This is a genomic window from Aeromicrobium sp. UBA7512, assembly GCF_002476985.1.
Taxonomy (GTDB): Bacteria; Actinomycetota; Actinomycetes; order Propionibacteriales; family Nocardioidaceae; genus Aeromicrobium; species Aeromicrobium phoceense.
On the sequence record NZ_DLNK01000005.1, the window covers coordinates 323,508 to 347,047 of the forward strand.

Here is a 23,540-nt window from a genome sequence, read left to right on the forward strand (position 1 = left end):
CTAGCGCAGGGTGTCCTCGAGCATGCGGGGACGGCTGATGACGATGCCCGCCGTGGTGATCACCAGGGTCGAGGCGATGAGGGCGATGAGGGGTGCGTCCCACGAGCCGGTGGCGTCGTGGAGGGCGCCGACGCCGAAGGGACCGAGTCCCGCCAGGAGGTAGCCGAGCCCCTGCGTCAGCAGGGACAATGCCGTCGTGGCGGCCGGCGTGCGGGTGCGCTTGCCGATCATCGCCAGGACCCAGGTGAAGGCGCCGCCGCCGAGCCCGAGCAGTACCGACCACAGCACCGGGAGACTCGCCGGTGCCAGCAGCACGCCGAGCCATCCCGCGGCCGTGACGGTGCCGAAGAACAGCGGCAGGATCGGCGTGTCGCCCGTCCGGGCCATGAGCCACGGCAGCGCCAGCGTCAGGGGAATCCCGACGCCGGTGATGACCCCCAGCAGCACGCCGGCCTGGTGCTCGCCGACGCCTCCGTCGATGAGGATCTCGGGGTACCACCCGAACTGCGCGTAGGCCCCGGCCGACTGGGCGCCGAAGCAGGCGACCATCGCCCATGCCAGGGGAGAGCGGACGATCTCCCTCATCGGCAGGCGGTTGCCCGTGGCGGGACCGGTGTGGACGTCGTGCCGCAGCAGGGTCAGCCACGGCAGGACTGTGAGGGCGGCGAGCAGGGCCCACGCCGCCAGCCCGGGGCGCCACCCACCGAGCGCCTCGCTGAGGGGGACGGTGGTGATCGACGCGATCGTGGCGCCCGCCATGATCGCGGCCCCGTAGAGGGCGCTGATCAGCGGGATGCGATCGGGGAAGTGGACCTTCGCCAGGGGCGGCAGGATGACGTTGCCGACGGCGGCGCCGGCCAGGGCGATCGCCGTCGTGCTGAGGAACAGCACCGTGTCGTCGAGCAGGGTCCGGGCGACGAGGCCGGCGGCGAGCAGGGCCAGCAGGGCCACGGTGGCGTGGTGCAGCCCGAAGCGGCGGACGAGCCCGCCCGAGCTGAAGCCGATCACCGCGAAGCACAGCACCGGCAGGGTCGTCAGCACCCCCGCTGTGGTGGGCGTCATGGAGAGGTCCTGGCGCACCTCGGGCAGGATGACGCCGAGGCTCGCGACGACGACGCGCAGGTTCAGGGCGAGCAGGACGATGGCCGCGCCGACGAGCCAGCGGCCGCCGGTGGTCGGCGTGGTGGGGGAGGAGCTCACGGTCAGCGCGGCGTCCCGAAGTCCTGGACCCAGTACGTGCCGTACCGGGTGTCACCCGTGGCGTAGCCGACGCCGAGCTCGGTGAACGGGCCCATGATGTTCCTGCAGTGGCCCGGGCTCGCCAGCCACGCTTCGACGACCTGCTTCGCCGAGTCCTGGCCGGCCGCGATGTTCTCGCCCAGGCGGGACCAGTCGTACCCCTGCGCGTCGACGCGGTCGCTCAGGTCGGATCCGTTCGACCCGGTGTGGCTGAAGAAGTCGTGGGTCGCCATGTCGACGGCGTGCCGTCGCGCAGCGGTCGAGAGGCGCGACTCGAGGCGCACGGGACCGCGGGCGGCGAACGACTCGGAGCCGCACGAGCGTGCCGTCGAGCGAGCCTGGTTCACGCGCGACAGGATCTCCTTCGATCGCGCGTCGGGGCTCCACGGAGCGCGGACGGTGACGGTCCTGACCCGGGTGTTGACGGCGCGCAGCCGACCCTTCGCCGCGACGCGGACGTGCAGCTTCGTCGCCGCGCCCGCCTTCGTGCCGAGGCGATGGGTGAGGACGACCCGGCCGTACCTGGTCGTCCGGGCGCGGTCGGCGCGCACCCACCGGCCGCCGACGTGCCGCTGCAGCGAGACGACGCGCCGCGCCGACGCCCTGCCCCTGACGGTGACCTTGACCGCGAGCCGCACCGTGGCGCCGGGCGCGGCGGTCTGGCTCGCCGTGCTGAATCCCGCGACCTTGGTGGGAACCGTCGCCGCGGCTCCCGCGGGGGCACTGCCCAAGACCAGCGCGGAGGCGGTCAGGAGCAGGGCGATCGTGTGACGCATGGGACCAAAGGTAGCGGCGCGGACGGGACCCCGGCCCCGGAACGGGCCGCCGTACGCTGGTGGGGTGAGCAACGACGGCAGCAGGACCCTGGAAGGCACCCCGAACCCGGAGGCCCCGAACCCGCAGCTGCCGATCGTGCAGAAGCTGCGCCTGAGGTACGCCAAGCGGGGTCGGATGCGGTTCACCAGCCACCGGGACTTCGCCCGCGCCTTCGAGCGGGCCATCCGCCGCGCCGGCCTGCCGATCGGCCACTCGTCGGGCTACACCCCGCACCCCAAGATCTCGTACGCGGGCGCCTCGCCGACCGGCGCCGCGAGCGAGGCCGAGTTCGCCGAGATCGGGCTGACGCGGCCCATGGAGCCGGCCGAGGTCCGCGACGCCCTCGACGCGGCGCTGCCGGACGGTCTCGACGTCGTCGACGTGGTCGTGTCGCCCGGTGGAGCGCTGGCCGACCTGCTCGAGGCGAGCCGGTGGTCCATCGAGCTGCCCGAGGTCTCTCCCGAGGCCGCCAGGGCCGCGGTCGAGGCCTTTCTCGCCCGCGACGAGGTGCTCGTCGAGCGCATGATGAAGCGGGGTCTGCGCACCTTCGACTGCCGCGCCGCCGTGGTCCGTCTGGACGTCGATGACCGGACCGGCGCGCAGGGGTGTGCGATACTGGACGTGGTCGTACGCCATGACACCCCGTCGGTACGACCGGACGACGTGATCACCGGACTGCGCACCCTGTGCGGCCTGCCGATCGAGAAGGCGCCGCTGGCGACCCGCTCGAGCCAAGGGCCGCTGGATGTTCGGACCGGTACGGTCGGCGATCCGCTCGCCACCGGCCGCGACGCACCGTGAGGTGTCGACCGCGGCAGGTCGGGTGGAGAGTCGAGTGACAGGCCTAAGCGCCGTCCTGAGACAGACTTGAGGTCCCACGGGACCATTGACCAGCCCGGTGGGTGGCTGCGCCGCTGCCGGGCGAAGGAGAGCACATGCTCGATCCGAACGACGCGGCCGACACGCCCGAGACTCCCACCGACGACGCCTCCGAGGCGCCGCTGGTCACCACCACCCGCACGCGCCGCCGCGCCGCGGGTCGTCCCGCCGGCCCGCCGGCGGCGGTGTTCGCCCCGCCCGTCGAGGAGGCCCCCGAGCCCGACCCGGTGACCGACGAGGACGAGGACGCCGACGACGAGCAGGACGAGGCCACCGAGGTCGCGCCCAGGGTCTCCACGCTGCCCCCGGTCGGTGCGATGTTCCAGGCGCCGCCGGCCGAGCTGGCGCCCCCGCGCGAGCGCAAGCGGGTCGAGCCGCAGGACGACGCCGACGGCGACCAGGACGACGACGAGGACGGCTCCGGCGACGACGACGGGGGCGAGGGCGGACGCCGCCGGCGCCGCCGCGGAGGACGCCGCCGCCGCAAGAGCGACCAGGACAACGGCGACGACGAGGGCGAGTCCGGCTCCGACGAGTCCGACTCCGAGTCCGGCGACGACGACCAGTCCAGCTCCGGCTCCACCACCACCCGTCGTCGCCGCCGCCGTGCGCGCGCCGGCGAGGGTGCCGAGGGTTCGCCCGACGACCCCGAGAACACCGTCGTCAAGGTGCGTGAGGGCCGTACTGCCGAGGACGAGATCACCGGCGTCACCGGCTCCACCCGCCTCGAGGCCAAGAAGCAGCGCCGCCGCGAGGGCCGCGAGGCCGGCCGCCGCCGGGCGCCCATCGTCAGCGAGGCCGAGTTCCTGGCCCGCCGCGAGGCCGTCGACCGCGAGATGGTCGTGCGCCAGCGCGACGACTACACGCAGATCGCGGTGCTCGAGGACGGCGTCCTCGTGGAGCACTACGTCGCCCGCGAGTCCCAGACGTCGCTGATCGGCAACGTCTACCTGGGCAAGGTGCAGAACGTGCTGCCCAGCATGGAGGCGGCGTTCGTCGACATCGGCGCGGGCCGCAACGCGGTCATCTACGCCGGCGAGGTCGACTGGTCGAACATCCAGAACGGCAAGCAGCGCAAGATCGAGGACGCGCTCCAGCCGGGCCAGACGGTGCTCGTGCAGGTCTCCAAGGACCCGATCGGCCAGAAGGGCGCCCGGCTGACCAGCCAGGTCAGCCTGCCCGGCCGCTTCCTGGTCTACGTCCCGGGCGGCGGCAGCAACGGCATCAGCCGCAAGCTCCCCGAGAACGAGCGCGCGCGCCTCAAGGGCCTGCTCAAGGAGGCCCTGCCCGAGAGCGCCGGCGTGATCGTGCGCACCGCCGCCGAGGGCGCCACCGAGGACCAGCTGCAGCGCGACATCGCCGCGCTGACCGCACGCTGGGAGGACATCGAGAGCAAGGTGGCCGCCGGCAAGGCGCCCCAGCTGCTGTACTCCGAGCCCGACCTGATGATCAAGGTCATCCGCGACCTGTTCAACGAGGACTTCGCGTCGCTCACCATCCAGGGCGACGAGGCCTGGGACATGGTCGCCGGGTACATCGCCCACGTCGCGCCCGATCTCGAGGAGCGCGTCAAGCGCTGGCAGGGCGACGACGACATCTTCGCCGCCCGTCGCCTCGACGAGCAGATCCACAAGGCGCTGGACCGCAAGGTCCACCTGCCCTCGGGTGGCTCACTCGTCATCGACCGCACCGAGGCGATGGTCGTGGTCGACGTCAACACGGGCCGCTTCACCGGCTCGGGCGGCAACCTCGAGGAGACCGTCACCAAGAACAACCTCGAGGCGGCCGAGGAGATCGTGCGCCAGCTGCGCCTGCGCGACCTCGGCGGCATCATCGTCATCGACTTCATCGACATGGTGCTCGAGAGCAACCGCGATCTCGTGATGCGTCGCCTGGTCGAGTGCCTGGGCCGTGACCGTACGCGCCACCAGGTCGCGGAGGTCACCTCGCTGGGCCTGGTCCAGATGACGCGCAAGCGCATCGGCACCGGCCTGCTGGAGTCCTTCAGCCACGACTGCGAGGAGTGCCAGGGTCGCGGCGTCGTCATCCAGGACGCCCCCGTCGAGCCGAAGAAGGACGAGGGCCAGCGTCGCGGGCGTCGCGGCGGTCGCTCGGGCCGCGGCGGTGGCGGCAACGGTGGCAACGGAGGCGGCAACGGCAGCGGTGGCGGACGCCAGCAGCGTCAGGGCAAGGACGAGGAGTCCAGCTCCGAGCAGCCGCAGGCCGAGAAGGCGCCGGAACCGCAGCCCGTGGCTGAGGCGCCGCAGGCCCAGGAGGCACCCGTTTTGACCGACGACGGGGCACCCGAGTAGAATCGACAGTCGGTGCGCTCGGCGCGCCGCTCAGACTTTTTTTGCAGGACCCAGTTCAAGACCCAGTCTTTTTCAGTACAGAGTGAGGAATCCCGTGGTGTACGCAATCGTGCGCAATGGCGGCGGCCAGGCCAAGGTCGCGGTCGGCGACGTCATCTCGATCGACCAGGTCCAGGCGACCGAGGGCGACACCGTCCAGCTCGCCGCGGTCATGGTGGTCGACGGTGACCAGGTGACGGCCGGTGCCGACGCCTCCAAGGTCAAGGTCGACGCCGAGGTCATCGGTGGGCTCAAGGGCCCCAAGATCATCATCCAGAAGTACAAGAACAAGACCGGTTACAAGAAGCGCCAGGGTCACCGCCAGAAGTACACCCAGGTCAAGATCACCGGAATCTCCAAGTAAGGGACTGACGACATGGCACACAAGAAGGGCGCAGCCTCCACCAAGAACGGTCGCGACTCCAACGCCCAACGCCTCGGCGTCAAGCGTTTCGGCGGCCAGCTCGTCAACGCGGGCGAGATCATCGTCCGTCAGCGTGGCACCCACTTCCACCCCGGCTCCAACGTGGGCCGTGGCGGCGACGACACGCTCTTCGCCCTCGCCCCCGGCGCGGTCGAGTTCGGCACGAAGCGCGGCCGTCGCGTCGTGAACATCGTTCCGGGGCAGTGACGCGCAGATCTTCCTGAGGAGGGCGGTCCGCTGATGCGGGCTGCCCTTTCTCTTTTTTCCCACCCACCGTCCAGGAGAACCCATGGCGATCCCCTCGTTCGTTGACCAGGTGACCCTGCACGTGTCCGGAGGCAACGGCGGCAACGGCGTCGCCTCGGTCCACCGGGAGAAGTTCAAGCCGCTCGGCGGTCCCGACGGCGGCAACGGCGGGCACGGCGGCGACGTCATCCTCGTCGTGACGCCCGACGTCACCACGCTGATCGACTACCACCACGAGCCCCACCGCAAGGCCACCAGCGGCGCGCCCGGCGCGGGCTCGAACCGCAACGGCGCCAACGGCGAGGACCTCGTCCTCAGGGTTCCCGACGGCACCGTCGTGCGCGACGCGAACGGCGAGGTCCTGGCCGACCTGGTCGGCGCCGGCACCGAGCTCGTCATCGCGGCCGGCGGCCGCGGCGGGCTCGGCAACGCCGCGCTCGCCTCCAGCAAGCGCAAGGCCCCCGGCTTCGCGCTCAAGGGCGAGCCGGGCGAGGAGCGCACGGTCACCCTCGAGCTCAAGGTCGTGGCCGACATCGGCCTGATCGGCTTCCCCTCAGCCGGCAAGTCCAGCCTGATCGCGTCGCTCTCGCGAGCCCGTCCGAAGATCGCCGACTACCCGTTCACCACGCTGGTGCCCAACCTCGGCGTCGTGCGCGCGGGGGAGACCACGTTCACCGTGGCCGACGTCCCCGGACTCATCGAGGGCGCCAGCGAGGGCCGCGGCCTCGGTCACGACTTCCTGCGCCACGTCGAGCGGTGTGCCGCCCTCGTGCACGTGATCGACTGCGCCACGGTCGAGCCCGGTCGCGACCCGCTCACCGACCTCGACATCATCGAGGCAGAGCTCGCCCGCTACGGCCAGTACGCCGACGTCGACTTCTCCGACCGGCCCCGCCTCGTGGCGCTGAACAAGACCGACGTCCCCGACGCCGCCCAGATCGCCGAGTTCGTCATCGGCGAGTTGCGCGAGCGCGGCCTGCGGGTGTTCGAGGTCTCGGCCGCGAGCCACGCCGGCCTGCGCGAGCTGTCGTTCGCGATGGCCGAGATCGTCGCCGCCCGTCGCGCCGCCGAGCCCCACCGCGAGGCCACCCGCATCGTGCTGCGCCCGCCGGCGCCCTCGGGCGTGGGCCGCGAGTTCGAGGTCCGCAAGATCGACGGCCGCTGGCACGTCATCGGCGAGAAGCCCGCTCGCTGGGTGCGCCAGACCGACTTCAGCAACGACGAGGCCGTCGGCTTCCTCGCCGACCGGCTCAACCGGCTCGGCGTGGAGGACCACCTGCTGTCCCTCGGCGCGACCGCCGGTGACGACATCGTCATCGGTGCCGCCAACGAGCTCGAGCTGGGTCGCGACGAGGTCGTCTTCGACTTCGATCCGACGATCACCGCGGGCGCCGAGGTGCTCGGCCGCCGCGGCGAGGACCTGCGCCTCGACCAGAGCAACCGCCGCACGAACCAGGAGCGTCGTGAGCTGCTGGCCGCGCGCCGTGCCTGGGAGCTGGAGGCCGTCGCGCTGCGCGCCGAGGGCCGTGAGCCCGAGCCGTTCGACCCCAGCACGATCATCCCGGACTGGACGATCGGTGAGGAGTACCCCGGCGACGACGAGCTCGACGAGGACGAGCAGTGAGGGTCGTCGTCAAGGTCGGCTCGTCATCGCTGACCACCCCCGACGGTCATCTCGACCCCGACCGGATCGGCACGGTGGTCGACGCCGTCGTCACCGTGAGGGCGCGCGGTGACGAGGTCGTCCTGGTGTCCTCGGGTGCCATCGCCGCAGGCCTCGGTCCGCTGAACCTGCCGCGGCGCCCCCGCGACCTGCCCACGCAGCAGGCCGCGGCCGCCGTGGGCCAGCGCGCGCTCATCGCGCACTACTCGGAGTCCTTCGCGGCGGCCGGGCTCGTGGTGGGCCAGGTCCTGCTCACGGTCGACGACGTCAGCCGGCGCAGCCACTACCGCAACGCCCACCAGACCTTCGCGAAGCTCCTCGAGCTCGGAGTGGTGCCGGTGGTCAACGAGAACGACACCGTGGCCACGTCCGAGATCCGCTTCGGCGACAACGACCGGCTCGCCGCGCTCGTGGCGCACCTGGTGCATGCCGACGAGCTCCTGCTGCTGTCCGACGTCGACGGCCTCTACACCGGACACCCCGACCTGCCCGACTCCCGGCCCATCCGCGAGGTGCGCTCGGAGGCCGACCTGGCCGGCATCGACGTGGCCCGGGTCGGCTCGGCCGTCGGCACGGGCGGCATGGTGACCAAGCTCGAGGCCGCGCGGATCGCGACGGCGGCCGGCATCCCGGTGCGGCTCACGTCGGCCGCGCGTGCGGTGGAGGCCGTGGAGGGCGAGTCCGTCGGCACCCTGTTCACGCCCACCGGCAAGCGCCGGGCGGCGCGTCTCATGTGGCTGGCGCACGCCAGCGAGACCCGCGGGCGCCTCGTGCTCGACGCGGGTGCGCGACGCGCCCTCGTCGAGCGAGGTGCCTCCCTGCTGGCCGCCGGGATCGTGGCCGTCGAGGGCGACTTCGCGGCCGGCGACCCGGTGGACGTGGTCGACCCCGAGCACGTCGTGATCGCGCGCGGGCTGGTGAACTTCGACAGCGACGAGCTGCCCGAGATGCTGGGGCGCTCCACCGCCGACCTGGCGGCCGAGCTGGGTCCCGAGCGGGAGCGCGAGGTCATCCACCGCGACGACCTCATCCTCATGTCCTGAATCAGGACCACTTGCCACGGACTCACCACCAGTGACACGGTCGAGTCACGGGAGGTGGACCGATGTCCGCACCGCAGCCCAGCAAGGTCGTCATGGAGCTGCGCGTGCACGGCGTCCGCGGCACGCCGACCGACTCGATGCTGGGGGTCCCGCCCGAGGACGTCGTCCAGGTGGCCGGCGACCGGCTCACCGGGTTCTACCGGATCGCCGGCGGCGCCGACCCGCCGCTGCGCACCCTGCCGAAGGGCCTGTCCCTCGAGGCGTACTCGTGGGGTGAGCTGACCTCGGGCGTCCGCGGGGTCCTGGGCTGGGTGACCCGCGTGCTGTGGCTGGTGCTGCTGCCCTTCGCGCTGGTCAACCTCGCGTTCTGGGCGCGCACGCAGGCCGGCGAGGACAACGGCCAGGCCCGGTGGGGCATGCGTGCGGTCCGCGTTAGCGCCGTGATCCTGACGGTGATCGCGATGCTCACCGTGAGCTTCATCGCGATCGACCTCGTCGCGTGGCAGTGCTTCCGGGCGAACGCGATAGCCTGCCCCGTGCTGCCCGACTGGATGGACCGGATCGCCGGCCTGTCCGCGGGGGCGCGCATCGCCGTGATGTCGCTCGTGCCGCTGGGCGCGCTGCTGGCGCTCGTCGCCCTGTCGTTCCAGAGCCTGGCGCGGTACGAGGCCGCGGTGCACGAGACCGAGGTCACGATGACCGACGCCAAGCGGGCCGAGCCCCGTGCCAGCATCCTGGAGCACCCGCTGATGTGGCGCGGCGAGCAGCGCACGCGGCGTCTGCAGCGGCTGCACATCGCCGCCGGGCTGACCACGGTGGTGCTCTACACCGGGATCCACATGCTCGTCCGTGGCGGTGGGGGATGGCTGTGGCCGACCACCCTCGCGGCCGCGCTCATCATGGTGCTCGTCGTGCTGCGGACCATGACGGTCGACGAGGACGACCTCGAGTACCGCGACGAGCCGAACCTGGGCCGGCTCACGCGCCGGGTGTTCCCGTGGACCGGACCGGGGCGCCTGATGCGACGGCTGCCGCTGGACATCCTGGCGTGGACGGCCCTGGGCGTGGTGGTGGCGCACCTGGCGGCGCTGTGGACCGCAGAGCTCTCCTTCGCCAAGCAGGAGCTCGCCTGGTACGGCTCGAACCTGTGGTTCATCGGACTCTTCGTCCTGCTCACGGTGGTCCACGTCATCGTGTTCGTGGGTGGCCGCGTGCGCCTGCGGTGGACCTTCGTGGTGGTGCTCGCGATGGTCGCGCTGGTGGTGTCGGGCTGGTTCGTCCCGGCCGGGTGGCTGGCGGTGGAGACCCTCGCGGCGTGGGGCCTGCTGCTGTTGTTCCACCGCAACCGCAGCCGGCTGGCCGGGAACCGGTGCGTCGCGTGGGGTGGTGCCGGTGCGTCCGTGATGCTGGGCGCGGCCACGATGGTGGCACTGCTGTTCACGTCCGCCGGGGCGGTCGCCGCCTCGAACTTCCTCAACGGCGACTCGCAGACCGTGGCCGACCTCATCACCGTCCGGAACGAGCGCTCGCCGGTGTCGGCACAGGGCGAGCCGCGGCTCGTCGCCGCCGGCGACGTGCGGCTCGACGGTGCCCGCGTGGTCCTGGAGAACGGCGCCGTGCGGGTCACCCACGGCACGGTCCGGACCGACGCGCTCGCACGCGAGAGCGACGGCGTGGCCTCCTACGCGACGGCGTCGACGATGGTCGACAAGGCGGTGCTGCTGCTCCCGCCGGGCACCACCACGGTGCAGCTGGTCGGGTCCTGCTTCGGTCGCGGTGACGACCCCGCCTACCCCGCGCAGGAGCCGTGCACCGGTGAGTCCAAGGGCTTCCGCACGGCGGGTGCGCTCGACGTGTCGCCCTCGTGCATCCTCGATCGAGCCCTCGTGCCGTGCCTGCGGGTCGTGGCCGCCGACGGCAGGGTGGCGCTCAAGGTCAACGACCCGCCGCAGACGCCGCTCGTCGTGCCGCAGGTGCTGGTGTGGACCCCGCTCATGCTGTCGTCGATGCTCGTCCTCGGCGGTGTGCTGACCGCGGTGATGGTGGTGCTCTACCGGACGAAGGCCGCACCGGCCATCCGCGACCTCGTCCTCGGCGACGATCCCGAGGTTCCCTCGCAGGACCGCGACGGCGTCACGGACGCTCGGGTCGCGGCCGGGCTGGCCCACCGGGTCGAGCGCCTGCTCGACGGCTCGGGCACGCTGACGACGGCTCTGGCACTGACGACGCTGGCGCTCTCCTCGGGCGGGCGAGCCCCGTGGTCGGTGTACCCGGGGCTGCGGGACGTCGCCACGATCTCGCTCTACATCGCCCTGCTGGGCAGCATCGGACTGATGATGGCCGGCGCGCGGGTGCGGCGCTCACCCACGGCCCGTCGCAACGTGGGCATCCTGTGGGACGTCACGACCTTCTGGCCGCGGGCGGCCCATCCCTTCGCGCCGCCCTGCTACGCCGAGCGCGTCGTCCCCGAGATCACGGCGCGGGCCCGCTGGGCGCTGGGGGACGACGACTCGAGCGCCGTGGTGCTGTCGGGACACAGCCAGGGCTCGCTGATCTGCGTGGCGGTGGCCTGCCGGCTCAACGGCCGGGCGAAGCAGCTGAGGCTGCTCACCTACGGCAGCCAGGTGCGCGCCATCTACGGCCGGGTCTTCCCTGCCGCGGCCGGACCCGACGCGCTGGGCTACGTCCCGACGCCGGGAGCGACGGGGCTTCGCGAGGCCTGGCCCGACGTCCCGGACGGGAGGCCGGGCGGTGAGCCGGCCGTCACCGGGCTGCGGTTCCTGCTGGCCCGACCCGAGCACTGGGTGAACCTGTTCCGGCGCGGCGACCCGCTGGGGTATCGCGTCTACTCCGACTGCGACGACCCGGTCTACGACAGGCCGACGCTCGAGGTGCGCCCGAACGGGTCGGGGGATCCCGGGTCGCTCGTGATGACCCACGGTGGCTACCAGCACTCGCCCGAGTACCGGATCGCCATCGCCCAGTGGACCGGCGAGACCGTGCACGTGCCCCCGACGGACCCGACGCTGGCGGTGCCGTTGCCCCCGGCCTGATGCACCAAATCTGAAAAACATTGCACGCGCGCCGCCCATGGGGCAGGATGCGTGACGTGGATCACACGACGCAGGCCATCGTGCGCGCGGCCCGCCACGCGCTGATCGCCGGCGAGCCCGTGGACGTCGGACGTGTGGCGGCCGAGGTCGGGGTGGACCGCAGCACCGTCTTCCGCCGCGTGGGCCGTCGTGACCGCCTCATCGCCGAGGCGCTCTGGGAGACCACCGAGAAGCTCGCGTGGCCTGCCTCCGTCGAGGCGTACCCGCCCGGCACGCCGCACCGCGCCGCCCGCGTCCTGCGGGCCTACGTGCGGTTGCTGATCGACGAGCCGTGGTTCCGCGAGTTCCTGCACCGCGATCCGGCGCGGGCCCTGCGGATCCTCACCACTGCCGAGCTGCCGACGCAGGGGCGCATGCTCGCGCTCGTGACCGGGCTGATCGCGAGCGAGCCGCCAGGACCGGTGGACCTGGCGCCCGACGCCCTGGCCTTCGTGGTGGTCCGCGTCGCGGAGTCGTTCATCTACGCCGACTTGATCACCGGGGCAGCCCCCGACGCCGATGCGGCGTACCGAGTTTTCGTCGCCCTCCTGGGGTGACCGGATGAAGGAGAGAGACATGACCGTTCACGGAGACACCGACCCGCGATTCGACCGGCTGCGCGAGGTCTTCGCCGCCAATCTGGAGTCGGGTGAGGAGCTCGGTGCCGCGATCGCGGTCGACCTCGACGGCGAGACGCTCGTCGACGTGTGGGGTGGGCACGCCGACGTCGCCCGCACCCGCGCGTGGGAGCGGGACACGATCGTCAACGTCTGGTCGACCACCAAGGAGGTCACCGCGCTGGCGATGCTGACGCTGGTCGAGCGCGGACTCGTCGACGTGGACGAGCCCGTGGCCACCTACTGGCCCGAGTTCGCCAAGAACGGCAAGGAGAACGTGCTGGTGCGCCACGTCATGTCGCACACCTCGGGCGTCTCCGGCTGGGACCAGCCCTTCGTCGTGGAGGACATGTACGACCGCGAGGAGTCGACCGCGCGGCTGGCCGCGCAGGAGCCGTGGTGGGAGCCGGGCACGGCCTCGGGCTACCACGCCATGAACCAGGGCCACCTGCTCGGTGAGATCGTCCGGCGGGTGACCGGGCGGACCCTCACGCAGTACGTCGCCGAGGAGATCGCCGGCCCGCTCGGCACCGACCTGCAGATCGGCGCGCAGGAGCAGGACGACGACCGCGTCGCCGAGATCGTGCCGCCCCCGCCGCTGCCGATCGACTTCTCGCAGATCGATCTCGAGTCGCCGATGGCCCGCACGTTCATGGGGCCGATCGCGGACGCGGCCGCCGCGAACACCACCGCGTGGCGTCGCGCCGAGCTCGGCGCCCTGAACGCGCACACGAACGCGCGGGCGCTGGCCCGGACCTTCTCCGTGGTCTCGCGCGGGGGAGAGGTCGACGGGGTGCGGCTGCTCTCACCCGCGACCATCGACGTGATCTTCCGCGAGCAGTCGCGGAACGTTGACCTCGTGCTCGGCGTGCCGCTCCGGTTCGGCATCGGGTTCGCGCTGCCCGAGCCGGCGACCCTGCCCTACATCCCCGAGGGGAGGATCTGCTTCTGGGGCGGCTGGGGCGGATCCCTGACGGTGATGTTCCCGGACCGCGGCCTGACGATCTCCTACGTCATGAACAAGATGGCTCCGGGCATCATCGGCTCGGAGCGCTCCGCGGCCTACGTCAAGGAGATCCTCGCCGCGGTGGGGTGAGCGGTCGAACTAGACTCGCCGCATGGGTACCGAGGTCCGCGAGGCCGCTCTCCGCGCGCGTGACGCCGCGCGCGTGCTGGCACTCGCGACGCGCAAGGACAAGGACGCGGCACTGACCGCGATGGCCGAGGCGCTCGTCGCCGGCACCGACCGCATCGTCGCCGCGAACCGCGACGACGTGGCGGAGGCGAGGGCCGAGGGGACCCCGGAGAACGTGATCGACCGGCTGGCGCTCGACGCCGACCGCGTCGCCGCCTTCGCCCAGGGCGTGCGCGCCATCGCGGCACTGCCCGATCCGATCGGCGAGGTCGTGCGCGGCTCGACCCTGCCGAACGGCCTGCAGCTGCAGCAGATCCGCGTGCCCATGGGTGTCATCGGGATGATCTACGAGGGTCGTCCCAACGTCACGGCCGACGCCGCCGCGATCTGCCTCAAGGCCGGCAGTGCGTCGCTGCTGCGCGGGTCCCGCTCGGCCCGCCGGTCGAACGCCGTGATCGTGGAGATCATGCGCGACGCCGTGGCCTCGGCGGGCCTGCCGGCGGACGCGATCCAGGCGATCAGCGCCGAGGACCGCAGCACGTCGACCGACCTGATGACCGCCCGCGGTCTCGTCGACCTGGTGATCCCGCGCGGGGGAGCCGGCCTGATCCGCACGGTCGTCGAGCAGTCCACCGTGCCGGTCATCGAGACCGGCACCGGCAACGTGCACGTCTACGTCGACGCGGACGCCGACCTCGACATGGCGCTGGACATCGTCCTGAACTCCAAGACCCAGCGCAACAGCGTGTGCAACGCGGCCGAGTCGCTGCTCGTGCACCGTGCGGTGGCCGACGAGTTCCTGCCGCGCGTCGTGAAGGAGCTCCAGCACCGCGGCGTCTCGATCCACGGCGACGAGGCCTTCCGTGCGTTCGACGGCGTCGACGCGGCCACCGAGGACGACTACGCCACCGAGTACCTGGACGCCCAGATCTCGGCGCGGGTCGTCGACTCGGTCGACGAGGCGATCGACCACGTCCGCCGCTACAGCTCGGGCCACACCGAAGCCGTCGTCACGCGATCGTTGGAGGCTGCGCGCCGCTTCACGATGGGCGTCGACTCGGCGGCCGTCATGGTCAACGCGTCCACCCGGTTCACCGACGGCGGCGAGTTCGGATTCGGTGCCGAGATCGGCATCTCGACGCAGAAGCTGCACGCCCGCGGGCCGATGGGACTGACCGAGATGACCACCACCACCTACGTGGTGACCGGCACCGGCCAGACGCGCTGATAGATTGTCGCCCATGCTCGATCTGATGCTGGCCGCCGAGGAAGCGGCCCACCACGGCGAGGCCGCCATCAACCCCTGGATCATCGGCGGCATCGCCCTCGGGATCCTGATGGTGCTGCTGCTCATCACCTTCCTCTTCGGATTGGGTCGCGAGCACACCTGAGCATGACCGACCGTCGCCGCCGCATCGGCGTGATGGGCGGCACGTTCGATCCCATCCACCACGGACACCTCGTTGCCGCCAGCGAGGTGCAGTCGTGGTTCGACCTCGACGAGGTCGTCTTCGTCCCCACGGGCCAGCCCTGGCAGAAGTCCGAGCGCCAGGTCTCGCCCACCGAGGACCGCTACCTCATGACCGTCATCGCCACGGCGGCCAATCCGCGCTTCACCGTGAGCCGGGTCGACATCGACCGCCCCGGCCTCACCTACACGATCGACACCCTGCGCGAGCTCGCCGCGCGGTACCCCGATGACGACCTGTACTTCATCACCGGCGCCGATGCGATGGCCGCGATCCTGACCTGGCGCGACCATGCCGAGCTGTTCGAGCTGGCGCACTTCGTCGGCTGTACCCGTCCCGGGCACGAGATGGACGAGTCCACGCTCGAGGGACTGCCCAGGGAGCGGGTCACCCTGGTGGAGATCCCCGCCCTGGCGATCAGCTCCACCGACTGCCGCGCACGGGTGCACAGCGGCGAGCCGGTCTGGTACCTCGTGCCGGACGGCGTCGTCCAGTACATCGGCAAGCACCGCCTCTACCAACCCCACGACCCACCGAAGGATCACTCATGACCGCCACCGATCGCGCGATCGAACTGACTCGGGCCGCCGCACTCGCCGCGGCCGACAAGCAGGCGGCCGACATCATCGCCTTCGACGTCTCGGAGCAGCTGGCCATCACCGACGTCTTCCTGCTGTGCTCGGCCGCGAACCAGCCGCAGATGAACGCCGTCAAGGACGAGATCGAGAAGAAGCTGCTCGAGATCGGCGCCAGGACCATCCGCCGCGAGGGCCAGCGCGAGTCGCGCTGGATCCTGATGGACTACGGCGACATCGTCGTGCACGTGCAGCACTCCGAGGAGCGCGCGTTCTACGCCCTCGAGCGGCTGTGGAGCGACTGCCCGACCATCGACCTGAAGCTGCCGTGAAGCCGGGTTCGAACCCGGGCCGCCGGGTCATCCTGTGGCGGCACGGTCGCACCGAGTGGAACGTCGCCGGTCGCGTCCAGGGCCAGACCGACATCCCGCTCGACGAGGTGGGTCGCCAGCAGGCCGAGGACGCCGCCGCGCGCCTCGCGTCGCTGCAGCCCGCCCGCATCGTCAGCTCCGACCTGTCGCGCGCCGCGGACACCGCGCTGGCGCTCGCGGCACGTACCGGTCTGGAGGTCGAGCTCGACCCGCGGCTGCGCGAGCTGGCGTTCGGCGCCCGCGAGGGCCTGACGTGGCGCGAGTCGTGGGAGCGCTTCCCCACGGAGATGCAGGCCTGGGCCGACGGCGACGAGACCCGCATCGAGGGTGCCGAGACGCACGCCCAGGCGGGCGCCCGCCTCGACGAGGCCCTGCGCGAGCACATCGAGCAGCTGCCGCTCGGCGAGACGCTCGTCGTGGTCGCCCACGGTGCCGTCCTGCGCACCGGCGCACTCACCTTCCTCGGGATCGCCGAGCAGTCGTGGCGCCAGTTCGGCGGCCTGTCGAACTGCCACTGGTCGGTGCTGCAGGAGGCCCGGTGGGAGGACATGTCGCAGTGGCGGCTGGCGGAATGGAACTCCGGATCGCTGCCCGAGCCGGTCATGTCCGACGACGAGGCGGACGAACCCGACCCCGGTTTGGGGAAGTCGGGGGCGAGCAGGTAATCTTGTCGAGGTTGTTAGCGGGGCATTGGCGCAGTTGGTAGCGCGCTTCCATGGCATGGAAGAGGTCAGGAGTTCGAATCTCCTATGCTCCACCGGACAGAGGCCGACCCACCGGGTCGGCCTCTTCTCATGTCCAGTGCGACAGACTTGCCCCATGGCGCGCTACGTGACGTACTCGCAGACCGGCGGACCCGAGGTCCTCGAGCTGCATGAGGGCCCTGAGCCCACCCCCGGCGAAGCCGCGGTGGTCGTCGAGGTGCGGGCCGCGGGCGTGAATCCGATCGACATCAAGCTGCGGGCGGGCATCCGGCCGTCGCCGCCGTTCGACGAGCCGCGCCGAGCAGGCTTCGACGGCGCGGGCGTCATCTCGGCCGTCGGGCCGGGCGTCGACGGTTGCGGTGTCGGTGACGCCGTGGTCGTGCAGAACACGCAGGGCACCTACGCGACCCACGTCGTGGCGTCCCCGGGGAACCTCACCGCTCTGCCCTCCGGCGTGGACTTCGAGGTCGCCGCCGCGCTCGGCGTGCCGGTCTCCACGGCCTATCAGGTGCTGCGCTCGCTCGGCGTCGAGACGGGCGACCGGCTCCTCCTGCACGGCGGGTCAGGAAGCGTCGGCCAGGCCGTCATCCAGCTGGCCCGCTCGGCCGGGGCCGAGGTCGTCGCCACGGCCGGCGAGCGCAACCACGAGCGCCTGCGCGAGCTGGGGGCGGTCCCGGTCGCCTACGGCGAGGGTCTGCTGGACCGGCTGCGGGAGGCCGCGCCCGAGGGCTTCACCGTCTCTCTCGACTGCGCGGGCACCGAGGAGGCGCTCGCGGCGAGCATGGAGCTGGTCGACCACACGCGGATCGGCACGATCGTGCAGGGCGCGCAGTACCACGAGCTCGGCCTGCAGGCGTGGTCCGGCGGCTCGCCCGAGCCGCTGACCCCCGAGCAGCAGGGATGGCGCGACGAGGCTGTCGCGGCCGTGCTGCCCCTCGTCGCCGCCGGCGCGTTCGAGGTCGAGATCGGGCGGGTCATGCCGCTGGACGACGTCGTCGAGGCGCACCGGATCAGCGAGCGTGGGGCCGTGCGGGGAAAGATCGTCCTCGTCCCCTGAGTCGTCCCCGGCGTCCACAGCCGGCCCACAAGCGAGCCACACCGACCGCTGACGCTGCGTTGGTGTGCTGTTCACATGAACTCGTACCTGGGCTACGCAGCCGATCTCGTCGCCATCACCGTGATGGTCTTCGTCCTGTTCCTGCCGCGCGGCGGCCGTCGCGAGTTGGTGGTGGCCTACCTCGCGGTCAACGTCGGCGTCCTCGCCGTCGCCGCCGTGCTGTCCTCGAGTGGCGTGAGTGCCGGACTCGGTCTCGGGATCTTCGGCGTGCTGTCGATCATCCGGCTGCGCTCGGAGGAGCTCTCGCAGCGCGAGGTCGCCTACTACTTCGTCGCTCTGGCACTCGGCCTGCTGGGAGGACTGGCCCCGGCCGACTCCTGGCTCGCGCCGGGTCTGATGGTGGCGCTGCTGGCGGTGCTGTGGATCGGTGACCACCAGCGGCTCGCGGGTGGTGGTGGCGGCGGTCAGGAGCTCGTCATCGACCGGGCGATCACCGACCCGTCGGAGCTGGCCTCCCACCTCACCGTCCTCCTGGGCGCCGAGCCGGGGAAGATCGAGGTGCGCCGGACCGATCTCGTCAACGACACGACGACGCTCGTCGTTCGTGGCCTGGGTGGCTCCCGATGACCCTCCTGGCCCAGCGGCTGGAGCCGGTGGGGCTCGCCGAGCTGGTGCAGGACGCGGCGCTGCTGACGCGTGTCGACCGCAAGTACCTCGTGCGGGCCGATGCCGTGGATGAACTGCTGGAGGACGCTCCCGCCGGCACGCGCGAGCTGGAGATCGACGGTCTCCGGACGTTCGCCTACCGCTCGACGTACCTCGACACCCCGGACCTGGCCGCCTACCACCTGGCCGGCCGCGGCCGGCGCCGCCGGTTCAAGGTCCGGTCGCGCGCCTACGAGGACACGGGTACCTGCTGGCTCGAGGTGAAGGTGCCCGGTCCACGCGGCACGACGGCCAAGGAGCGGATCGAGCACCCCGATCCGGGACGGGTGCCGCTCGGGCGCGAGGCCCGGACGTTCGTCGACGCGGCCCTGGCCCGAGGCGGAGTCACCGGCGTGCGCGCCGCCGACCTGGAGCCCGTGGTCGTGACCTCGTACCGCCGGCGGACGCTGCTGCTTCCCGACGGGAGCCGCGTGACGATCGACCTCGACCTCGGGTGGACCGACGAACGCGCGTATCGCGGGACCGGCCTCCACCGTCCCGGACTGGCGATCGTCGAGACCAAGAGCCGCTCCAGCCCGTCGGCGTTCGACCGGCTGCTCTGGCGCCGCGGGCACCGACCCACCACCCTCTCGAAGTTCGCGGTCGGTCTGGCCGCGCTCGACCCCGACCTGCCGCCCCTGAAGTGGGCGCGAACCCTCAAGGAGATCCGATGACCACCCCGAACTGGAAGCGTCGCGTCGCGGCGTCCACCGCCGCCGCCGGACTGCTGCTGCTCGCTGCCTGCGGAGGTGGTGACGAGGCGTCGCAGGACGTGACGACCGGGGCCGTGACGGCCCAGCAGGCCCTCGCCGACAACGTCGCCCCGCACGCGAACCGCGACGACGCCGAGGACGCCGCGCAGTACGACGCGGCGAGCGCGATCAGCATCACGCTGGCCGACGGCGCGTCCACGACCTCGGACGACGCTGCTGTGGCGATCGACGGCGACACCGTGACGATCGGCGCGGCGGGGACGTACGTCCTCACGGGCTCGCTCGACGACGGCCAGGTCGTGGTCGCCAGTGAGGGCGACGGTGAGGTGAAGCTGGTGCTCGACGGCGTCGGCATCACCTCGGAGGCCGACTCGCCGCTGGTGGTCACGCAGGCGGATGAGACGACCGTCGTCCTCGCCGAGGGGTCGCAGAACACGCTCGCCGACGGCGCGGACTCCGCGGCCGACGACGAGGAGGAGGACGCCGCGAACGCGACGCTGTGGTCGTCGGACGACCTGACGATCGCGGGCGACGGCGCGTTGACCGTGACCTCACAGGCAGCCGACGGGATCACGGTCAAGGACGGCCTCGTCGTGCTGGGTGGCGAGATCAGTGTCGAGGCTGGCGACGACGGCATCCGCGGCAAGGACTACCTGGCACTCGACGGTGGGAGGATCTCGATCACGGCCGGGGGCGACGGGCTGAAGTCCGACGACGACACCGACGCGGGCACGGGGTACGTCCTGCTCGACGGTGCCGCGGTGACCGCGGACGTCGGCGACGACGGGGTCTCGGCTACCACGGACGTGCTGGTGGCATCGGGCTCGCTGGACGTCACCGCGACGGCGCCGTCGACCGAGGAGGACCCCTCGCCGAAGGGCCTCAACGCAGGCGCGGTGGTCGCGATCTCCGGCGGTGACGTCGTCGTCGACGAGTCCGAGGAGGCCGTCCAGGGCACGGTCGTCAGCATCACCGACGGCACGGTGGACCTCACGGCGACCGACGACGGGATCAATGCGTCCAGCGGATCGGGAGAGTCGATGGCGGCCGAGGACGGGGTCGAGCTGGTGATCTCGGGTGGCTCGGTCACGGTCGACGCCGAGGGGGACGGTCTGGACTCCAACGGCACCACCACGATCACCGGCGGAACGGTGGTGGTCGACGGGCCCACCCGTGACGGAAACGGGGCCCTCGATGCCGCCGGAGGCACGACCGTCGACGGTGGCTCCCTGCTCGCGGTCGGCAGCGGTGGGATGGCCGAGGCCCCGACGGAGAGCTCGGAGCAGGGTTGGCTGCAGGCGAGTCTGGGCACTGCAGCGGCCGGCGCGACGGTCACCGTGCTCGACGCGGACGGAAACGAGGTCGCGACGCACACGCTGGCGAAGGCCGCCGCGAACCTCCTGGTCGCCGGCGACGACATCGAGACCGGCGCGTCCTACACGGTGCAGGTCGACGGCGAGGAGGTCGCCTCCGTCACCGCCGGCGAGAGCACCGGGGGCGGGATGCAGGGCGGACGCGGCGGGGGAGGTCCCGAGGGCGGGCCCGGCGGCGACATGGCGCCGCCTGAGCGTCAACGCTGAGTTCACGCGACGTTCAGCCGGGGGCGGCCCGGCGTTGGCGCGAGGCCGACACAGTGACGCCGTGTCACGTTCCCTCGCAGCCCTCGCCGGCGCCGCCGTGCTGGCCACGGCCCTCCCGCTCCTGTCCACCTCGGTCGCCGACGCGGCCCCCGAGAAGTCGTTCCACCGCCTCGCGACCTACCCGGTGTTCCAGAACGTGCCCCCGGGCACGCCGGCCTCGGCCGAGACCGTCGCCGAGATCTCCGCGGTGTCCGACGACGGCAGGACGCTCGTCTACACCGACGCCCTCGGCAAGCGCATCGGCTTCCTCGACATCAGCGACCCCTCGAACCCGCGCGGTGACGGCTCGCTGTCGCTGGAGGAGCTCGGCGACGCCGACGACCAGCCCACCTCGGTGAGCATCGTCGGGAAGTACGTCCTGGTCGTGGTGGACACCTCGGCGTCCTTCACCGAGCCGAGCGGCCGCCTGGACGTCGTGCGGCTGTCCGACGGCGTCCGCGTGCGGAGCATCGACCTGGCCGGCCAGCCCGACTCGATCGCCCTCGACGCCAAGAAGTCCGTCGCGGCCATCGCGATGGAGAACCAGCGCGACGAGGACTTCACCCCCGCCGGCCGTGCGAAGGGCGACCTGCCGCAGGCCCCGGGCGGTTTCGTGCAGCTGCTCGATCTCGAGGGCGGCCCCGCCGACTGGAGCCTGCGCCGCGTCGACCTCGACGCCGACACGCTGGCGGCGGCCGGGATCACCGAGCCGACCGATCCCGAGCCCGAGTACGTCTCGATCAACGGCAAGGGCACCCTCGCGGTGACCCTGCAGGAGAACAACGGCATCGTCCTGATCGACACCGCCACCGGTGAGGTCACGAAGGCCTTCAGCGCGGGCTCGGTCGACCTCACGGGCATCGACGCGAAGAAGGACGGGAAGATCTCGCTGACCGACTCGCTGCCGTCGGTCGTGCGTGAGCCCGACGCGATCGCGTGGGTCGACGACGACCACCTCGCCACCGCGAACGAGGGCGACTGGAAGGGCGGGAGCCGTGGCTGGACCGTGTTCGACACCGACGGCGACGTCGTGTGGGACGCCGGCAACTCCTTCGAGCGCCTCGCCGTGAAGCACGGCCTGTACAACGACGATCGCGCCGCGAAGAAGGGCTCCGAGCCCGAGGGCCTGGCGGTCGCCGAGTTCGACGGCACCAAGTACGCCTTCGTCGGCTCCGAGCGCAGCAACTTCGTCGCCGTCTACGACATGCGCGACCCTGCGAAGCCGGAGTTCGTCCAGGTGATGCCGACGACCAACGGACCCGAGGGCCTGCTGCCGATCCCGTCGCGCGGCCTCTTCGCGGTCTCCAGCGAGACCGATGACGCGAGCGTCTCGGTGCGCGCCACGGTCGGGCTCTACGCCTGGAAGCCCGGGAAGGCGGCCTTCCCGTCGATCGTCTCCGAGGACCAGGGCGGCGACCCGATCGGCTGGCAGGCGCTCGGCGCGCTGACCGCCGATCCCACCGACGCGAGCACGCTGTGGACCGCCGCCGACACGGTGGTCAAGAACGGCACCCTCTACCGGGTCGACGTCTCCGCCTCGCCGGCGCGCATCACCGACACGGTGGCCGTGACCGAGGGCGGCGCACCCGCCCCGCTCGACATCGAGGGCCTGTTCAAGCGTCCGCAGGGCGGCTTCTGGCTGGCCTCGGAGGGCGCCACCGGCCCCGCGAACGTGCTCGTGCGCACCGACGACGCCGGCGCGGTGCAGGAGCGCGTGAGCCTGCCCGCCGACATCACGGCGAAGCTCGGCAAGTGGGGCCTCGAGGGCGTCACCGCCACGACCGACGCGGCCGGCGAGCACGTCTGGTTCGCGCTCCAGCGCCCGCTCACGGGTGAGGACGTCGCACGGATCGGCCGCTACGACGTGGCCGACCAGACCTTCCACTGGTTCGGCTACGAGCTGGAGAACCCGCTGCGCGGCAGTGGCGACTGGGTCGGCCTGTCCGAGATCACGGCGATCGACGCCGACACGTTCGCGGTCATCGAGCGCGACAAGCTGAACGGCCCGGCCGCGCGCAACAAGCGCATCTACACCGTGACGATCCCGAAGGACTCCGGCGAGGAGCTGCCGATCCTGGAGAAGCGCCTCGCGATCGACGTCCTCCCGCACCTGCGGGAGACGCAGGGCTGGACGCAGGAGAAGCTCGAGGGCTTCACGATCGCGGCGGACGGCCAGCTGTACGGCGTCACCGACAACGACGGGCTCAAGGACGCCGCGGGCGAGACCGTGTTCCTGCGGCTCGGGAAGGCGGCCGACGCGTTCAAGCAGGAGGTCGCCACGACGACGGGGCTGCGACTCTCGGCGTCGCGGGCCGAGTACGCGCAGCGGATCACCGCGACGGTCTCGGTCGGGGGAGCGGCTGCGGGTGCGGTCGAGCTGCGCGACGGCGCGAAGGTCGTCGCCCGAGCCAAGGTCGCGGGTGGCAAGGCCACCGTCACGCTGCCGAGGCTCGCGGTCGGGCGCCACAGCCTGACGGCGCGGTTCACCGGGTCTGCACTGGCGGCGGCCTCGACCAGCACGCCGGTGACCGTCACCGTCGTGAAGGCCTCGAGCCGCACCTCCCTCGCGGTCAAGCGAGCGGTGAAGCGCTCGAAGCCCGTCAAGGTGGTCGCGACGGTCCGCGCGGCGGGTCACCAGCCCACCGGCAAGGTGCGCTTCATGGCCGGCTCGAAGGTCCTGAAGACGGTGCGGCTGACGAACGGCAAGGCCGTTGCGACGGTGAAGCTCCGCTCCAGCCAGCGGATCCGCGCGGTCTACCTCGGCTCGGCCCAGACGAAGGGCTCGACTTCGGCACGAACCGCGGTCACCGTCAGGCCATAAT

General features: G+C 71.9%; 21 protein-coding genes and 1 tRNA gene. 20 read left to right on the forward strand and 2 right to left on the reverse strand.

What is annotated here, in order from left to right:
* Positions 1-1,200, reverse strand: coding sequence for a CynX/NimT family MFS transporter (locus B2363_RS08005; RefSeq protein ID WP_286929541.1), 1,200 nt, complete (start codon positions 1,198-1,200; stop codon positions 1-3).
* Between the two features lie 2 nt (positions 1,201-1,202).
* Positions 1,203-2,015: a CAP domain-containing protein gene (locus B2363_RS08010; protein WP_286929542.1), complete on the reverse strand. Its 813-nt coding sequence runs from the start codon at positions 2,013-2,015 to the stop codon at positions 1,203-1,205.
* Between the two features lie 64 nt (positions 2,016-2,079).
* Here B2363_RS08010 and B2363_RS08015 point away from each other — a divergent pair, with 64 nt between their 5' ends.
* The 20 genes from B2363_RS08015 to B2363_RS08110 all read left to right on the forward strand — a co-directional run bounded on the left by B2363_RS08015 (position 2,080) and on the right by B2363_RS08110 (position 23,539).
* On the forward strand, positions 2,080-2,856 hold the full coding sequence (locus B2363_RS08015) for a TIGR03936 family radical SAM-associated protein (protein ID WP_286929543.1): 777 nt from the start codon (positions 2,080-2,082) through the stop codon (positions 2,854-2,856).
* Positions 2,857-2,990: 134 nt separating this feature from the next.
* Positions 2,991-5,246 carry an Rne/Rng family ribonuclease gene (locus B2363_RS08020; RefSeq protein ID WP_313600951.1) on the forward strand — a complete coding sequence of 752 codons (2,256 nt, stop codon included), beginning with the start codon at positions 2,991-2,993 and terminating at the stop codon, positions 5,244-5,246.
* 97 nt (positions 5,247-5,343) lie between these two features.
* Entirely contained in the window at positions 5,344-5,649 is a 306-nt protein-coding gene (gene rplU / locus B2363_RS08025) for a 50S ribosomal protein L21 (protein ID WP_078701245.1), read from the forward strand.
* Positions 5,650-5,661: 12 nt separating this feature from the next.
* The gene (gene rpmA, locus B2363_RS08030; protein WP_181755190.1) at positions 5,662-5,916 is read left to right on the forward strand and encodes a 50S ribosomal protein L27; all 255 of its coding nucleotides are present in this window, start codon (positions 5,662-5,664) and stop codon (positions 5,914-5,916) included.
* 82 nt (positions 5,917-5,998) lie between these two features.
* Complete coding sequence (obgE, locus tag B2363_RS08035) at positions 5,999-7,579, forward strand: GTPase ObgE (RefSeq protein WP_286929544.1); 1,581 nt, start codon at positions 5,999-6,001, stop codon at positions 7,577-7,579.
* Positions 7,576-8,661 carry a glutamate 5-kinase gene (proB, locus tag B2363_RS08040; RefSeq protein WP_181755192.1) on the forward strand — a complete coding sequence of 362 codons (1,086 nt, stop codon included), beginning with the start codon at positions 7,576-7,578 and terminating at the stop codon, positions 8,659-8,661. The genes obgE and proB overlap by 4 nt, the downstream gene beginning before the upstream one ends.
* Before the next feature lie 62 nt (positions 8,662-8,723).
* Positions 8,724-11,714, forward strand: coding sequence for a hypothetical protein (locus B2363_RS08045; protein ID WP_286929545.1), 2,991 nt, complete (start codon positions 8,724-8,726; stop codon positions 11,712-11,714).
* A gap of 56 nt (positions 11,715-11,770) precedes the next feature.
* Positions 11,771-12,310 carry a QsdR family transcriptional regulator gene (locus tag B2363_RS08050; protein WP_181755194.1) on the forward strand — a complete coding sequence of 180 codons (540 nt, stop codon included), beginning with the start codon at positions 11,771-11,773 and terminating at the stop codon, positions 12,308-12,310.
* Positions 12,311-12,329: 19 nt separating this feature from the next.
* Positions 12,330-13,466, forward strand: coding sequence for a serine hydrolase domain-containing protein (locus B2363_RS08055; protein WP_286929546.1), 1,137 nt, complete (start codon positions 12,330-12,332; stop codon positions 13,464-13,466).
* A gap of 22 nt (positions 13,467-13,488) precedes the next feature.
* The gene (locus B2363_RS08060) at positions 13,489-14,733 is read left to right on the forward strand and encodes a glutamate-5-semialdehyde dehydrogenase (RefSeq protein WP_286929547.1); all 1,245 of its coding nucleotides are present in this window, start codon (positions 13,489-13,491) and stop codon (positions 14,731-14,733) included.
* Positions 14,734-14,746: 13 nt separating this feature from the next.
* A complete protein-coding gene (locus B2363_RS08065) occupies positions 14,747-14,896 on the forward strand; it encodes a hypothetical protein (protein ID WP_286929548.1) in 150 nt (49 codons plus the stop codon).
* A 2-nt stretch (positions 14,897-14,898) separates the two neighbouring features.
* Complete coding sequence (nadD, locus tag B2363_RS08070) at positions 14,899-15,525, forward strand: nicotinate-nucleotide adenylyltransferase (protein ID WP_286929549.1); 627 nt, start codon at positions 14,899-14,901, stop codon at positions 15,523-15,525.
* Complete coding sequence (gene rsfS / locus B2363_RS08075) at positions 15,522-15,881, forward strand: ribosome silencing factor (RefSeq protein WP_181755200.1); 360 nt, start codon at positions 15,522-15,524, stop codon at positions 15,879-15,881. Before nadD ends, rsfS begins: the two co-directional genes overlap by 4 nt.
* Entirely contained in the window at positions 15,878-16,585 is a 708-nt protein-coding gene (locus tag B2363_RS08080; RefSeq protein ID WP_286929550.1) for a histidine phosphatase family protein, read from the forward strand. The genes rsfS and B2363_RS08080 overlap by 4 nt, the downstream gene beginning before the upstream one ends.
* Positions 16,586-16,604: 19 nt before the next feature.
* Positions 16,605-16,677: transfer RNA gene (locus B2363_RS08085), tRNA-Ala, on the forward strand.
* A gap of 62 nt (positions 16,678-16,739) precedes the next feature.
* Positions 16,740-17,681 carry a quinone oxidoreductase family protein gene (locus B2363_RS08090; protein ID WP_286929551.1) on the forward strand — a complete coding sequence of 314 codons (942 nt, stop codon included), beginning with the start codon at positions 16,740-16,742 and terminating at the stop codon, positions 17,679-17,681.
* Positions 17,682-17,756: 75 nt separating this feature from the next.
* Positions 17,757-18,308, forward strand: a complete 552-nt coding sequence (locus B2363_RS08095; protein ID WP_181755202.1) for a DUF4956 domain-containing protein — start codon at positions 17,757-17,759, stop codon at positions 18,306-18,308.
* Complete coding sequence (locus B2363_RS08100) at positions 18,305-19,060, forward strand: polyphosphate polymerase domain-containing protein (protein WP_286929552.1); 756 nt, start codon at positions 18,305-18,307, stop codon at positions 19,058-19,060. Before B2363_RS08095 ends, B2363_RS08100 begins: the two co-directional genes overlap by 4 nt.
* The gene (locus tag B2363_RS08105; RefSeq protein WP_286929553.1) at positions 19,057-20,679 is read left to right on the forward strand and encodes a carbohydrate-binding domain-containing protein; all 1,623 of its coding nucleotides are present in this window, start codon (positions 19,057-19,059) and stop codon (positions 20,677-20,679) included. The genes B2363_RS08100 and B2363_RS08105 overlap by 4 nt, the downstream gene beginning before the upstream one ends.
* Positions 20,680-20,740: 61 nt before the next feature.
* Positions 20,741-23,539 (forward strand): esterase-like activity of phytase family protein, encoded by a 2,799-nt coding sequence (locus tag B2363_RS08110; RefSeq protein WP_286929554.1) that lies wholly within the window; start codon positions 20,741-20,743, stop codon positions 23,537-23,539.
* Position 23,540: the final 1 nt, after the last annotated feature.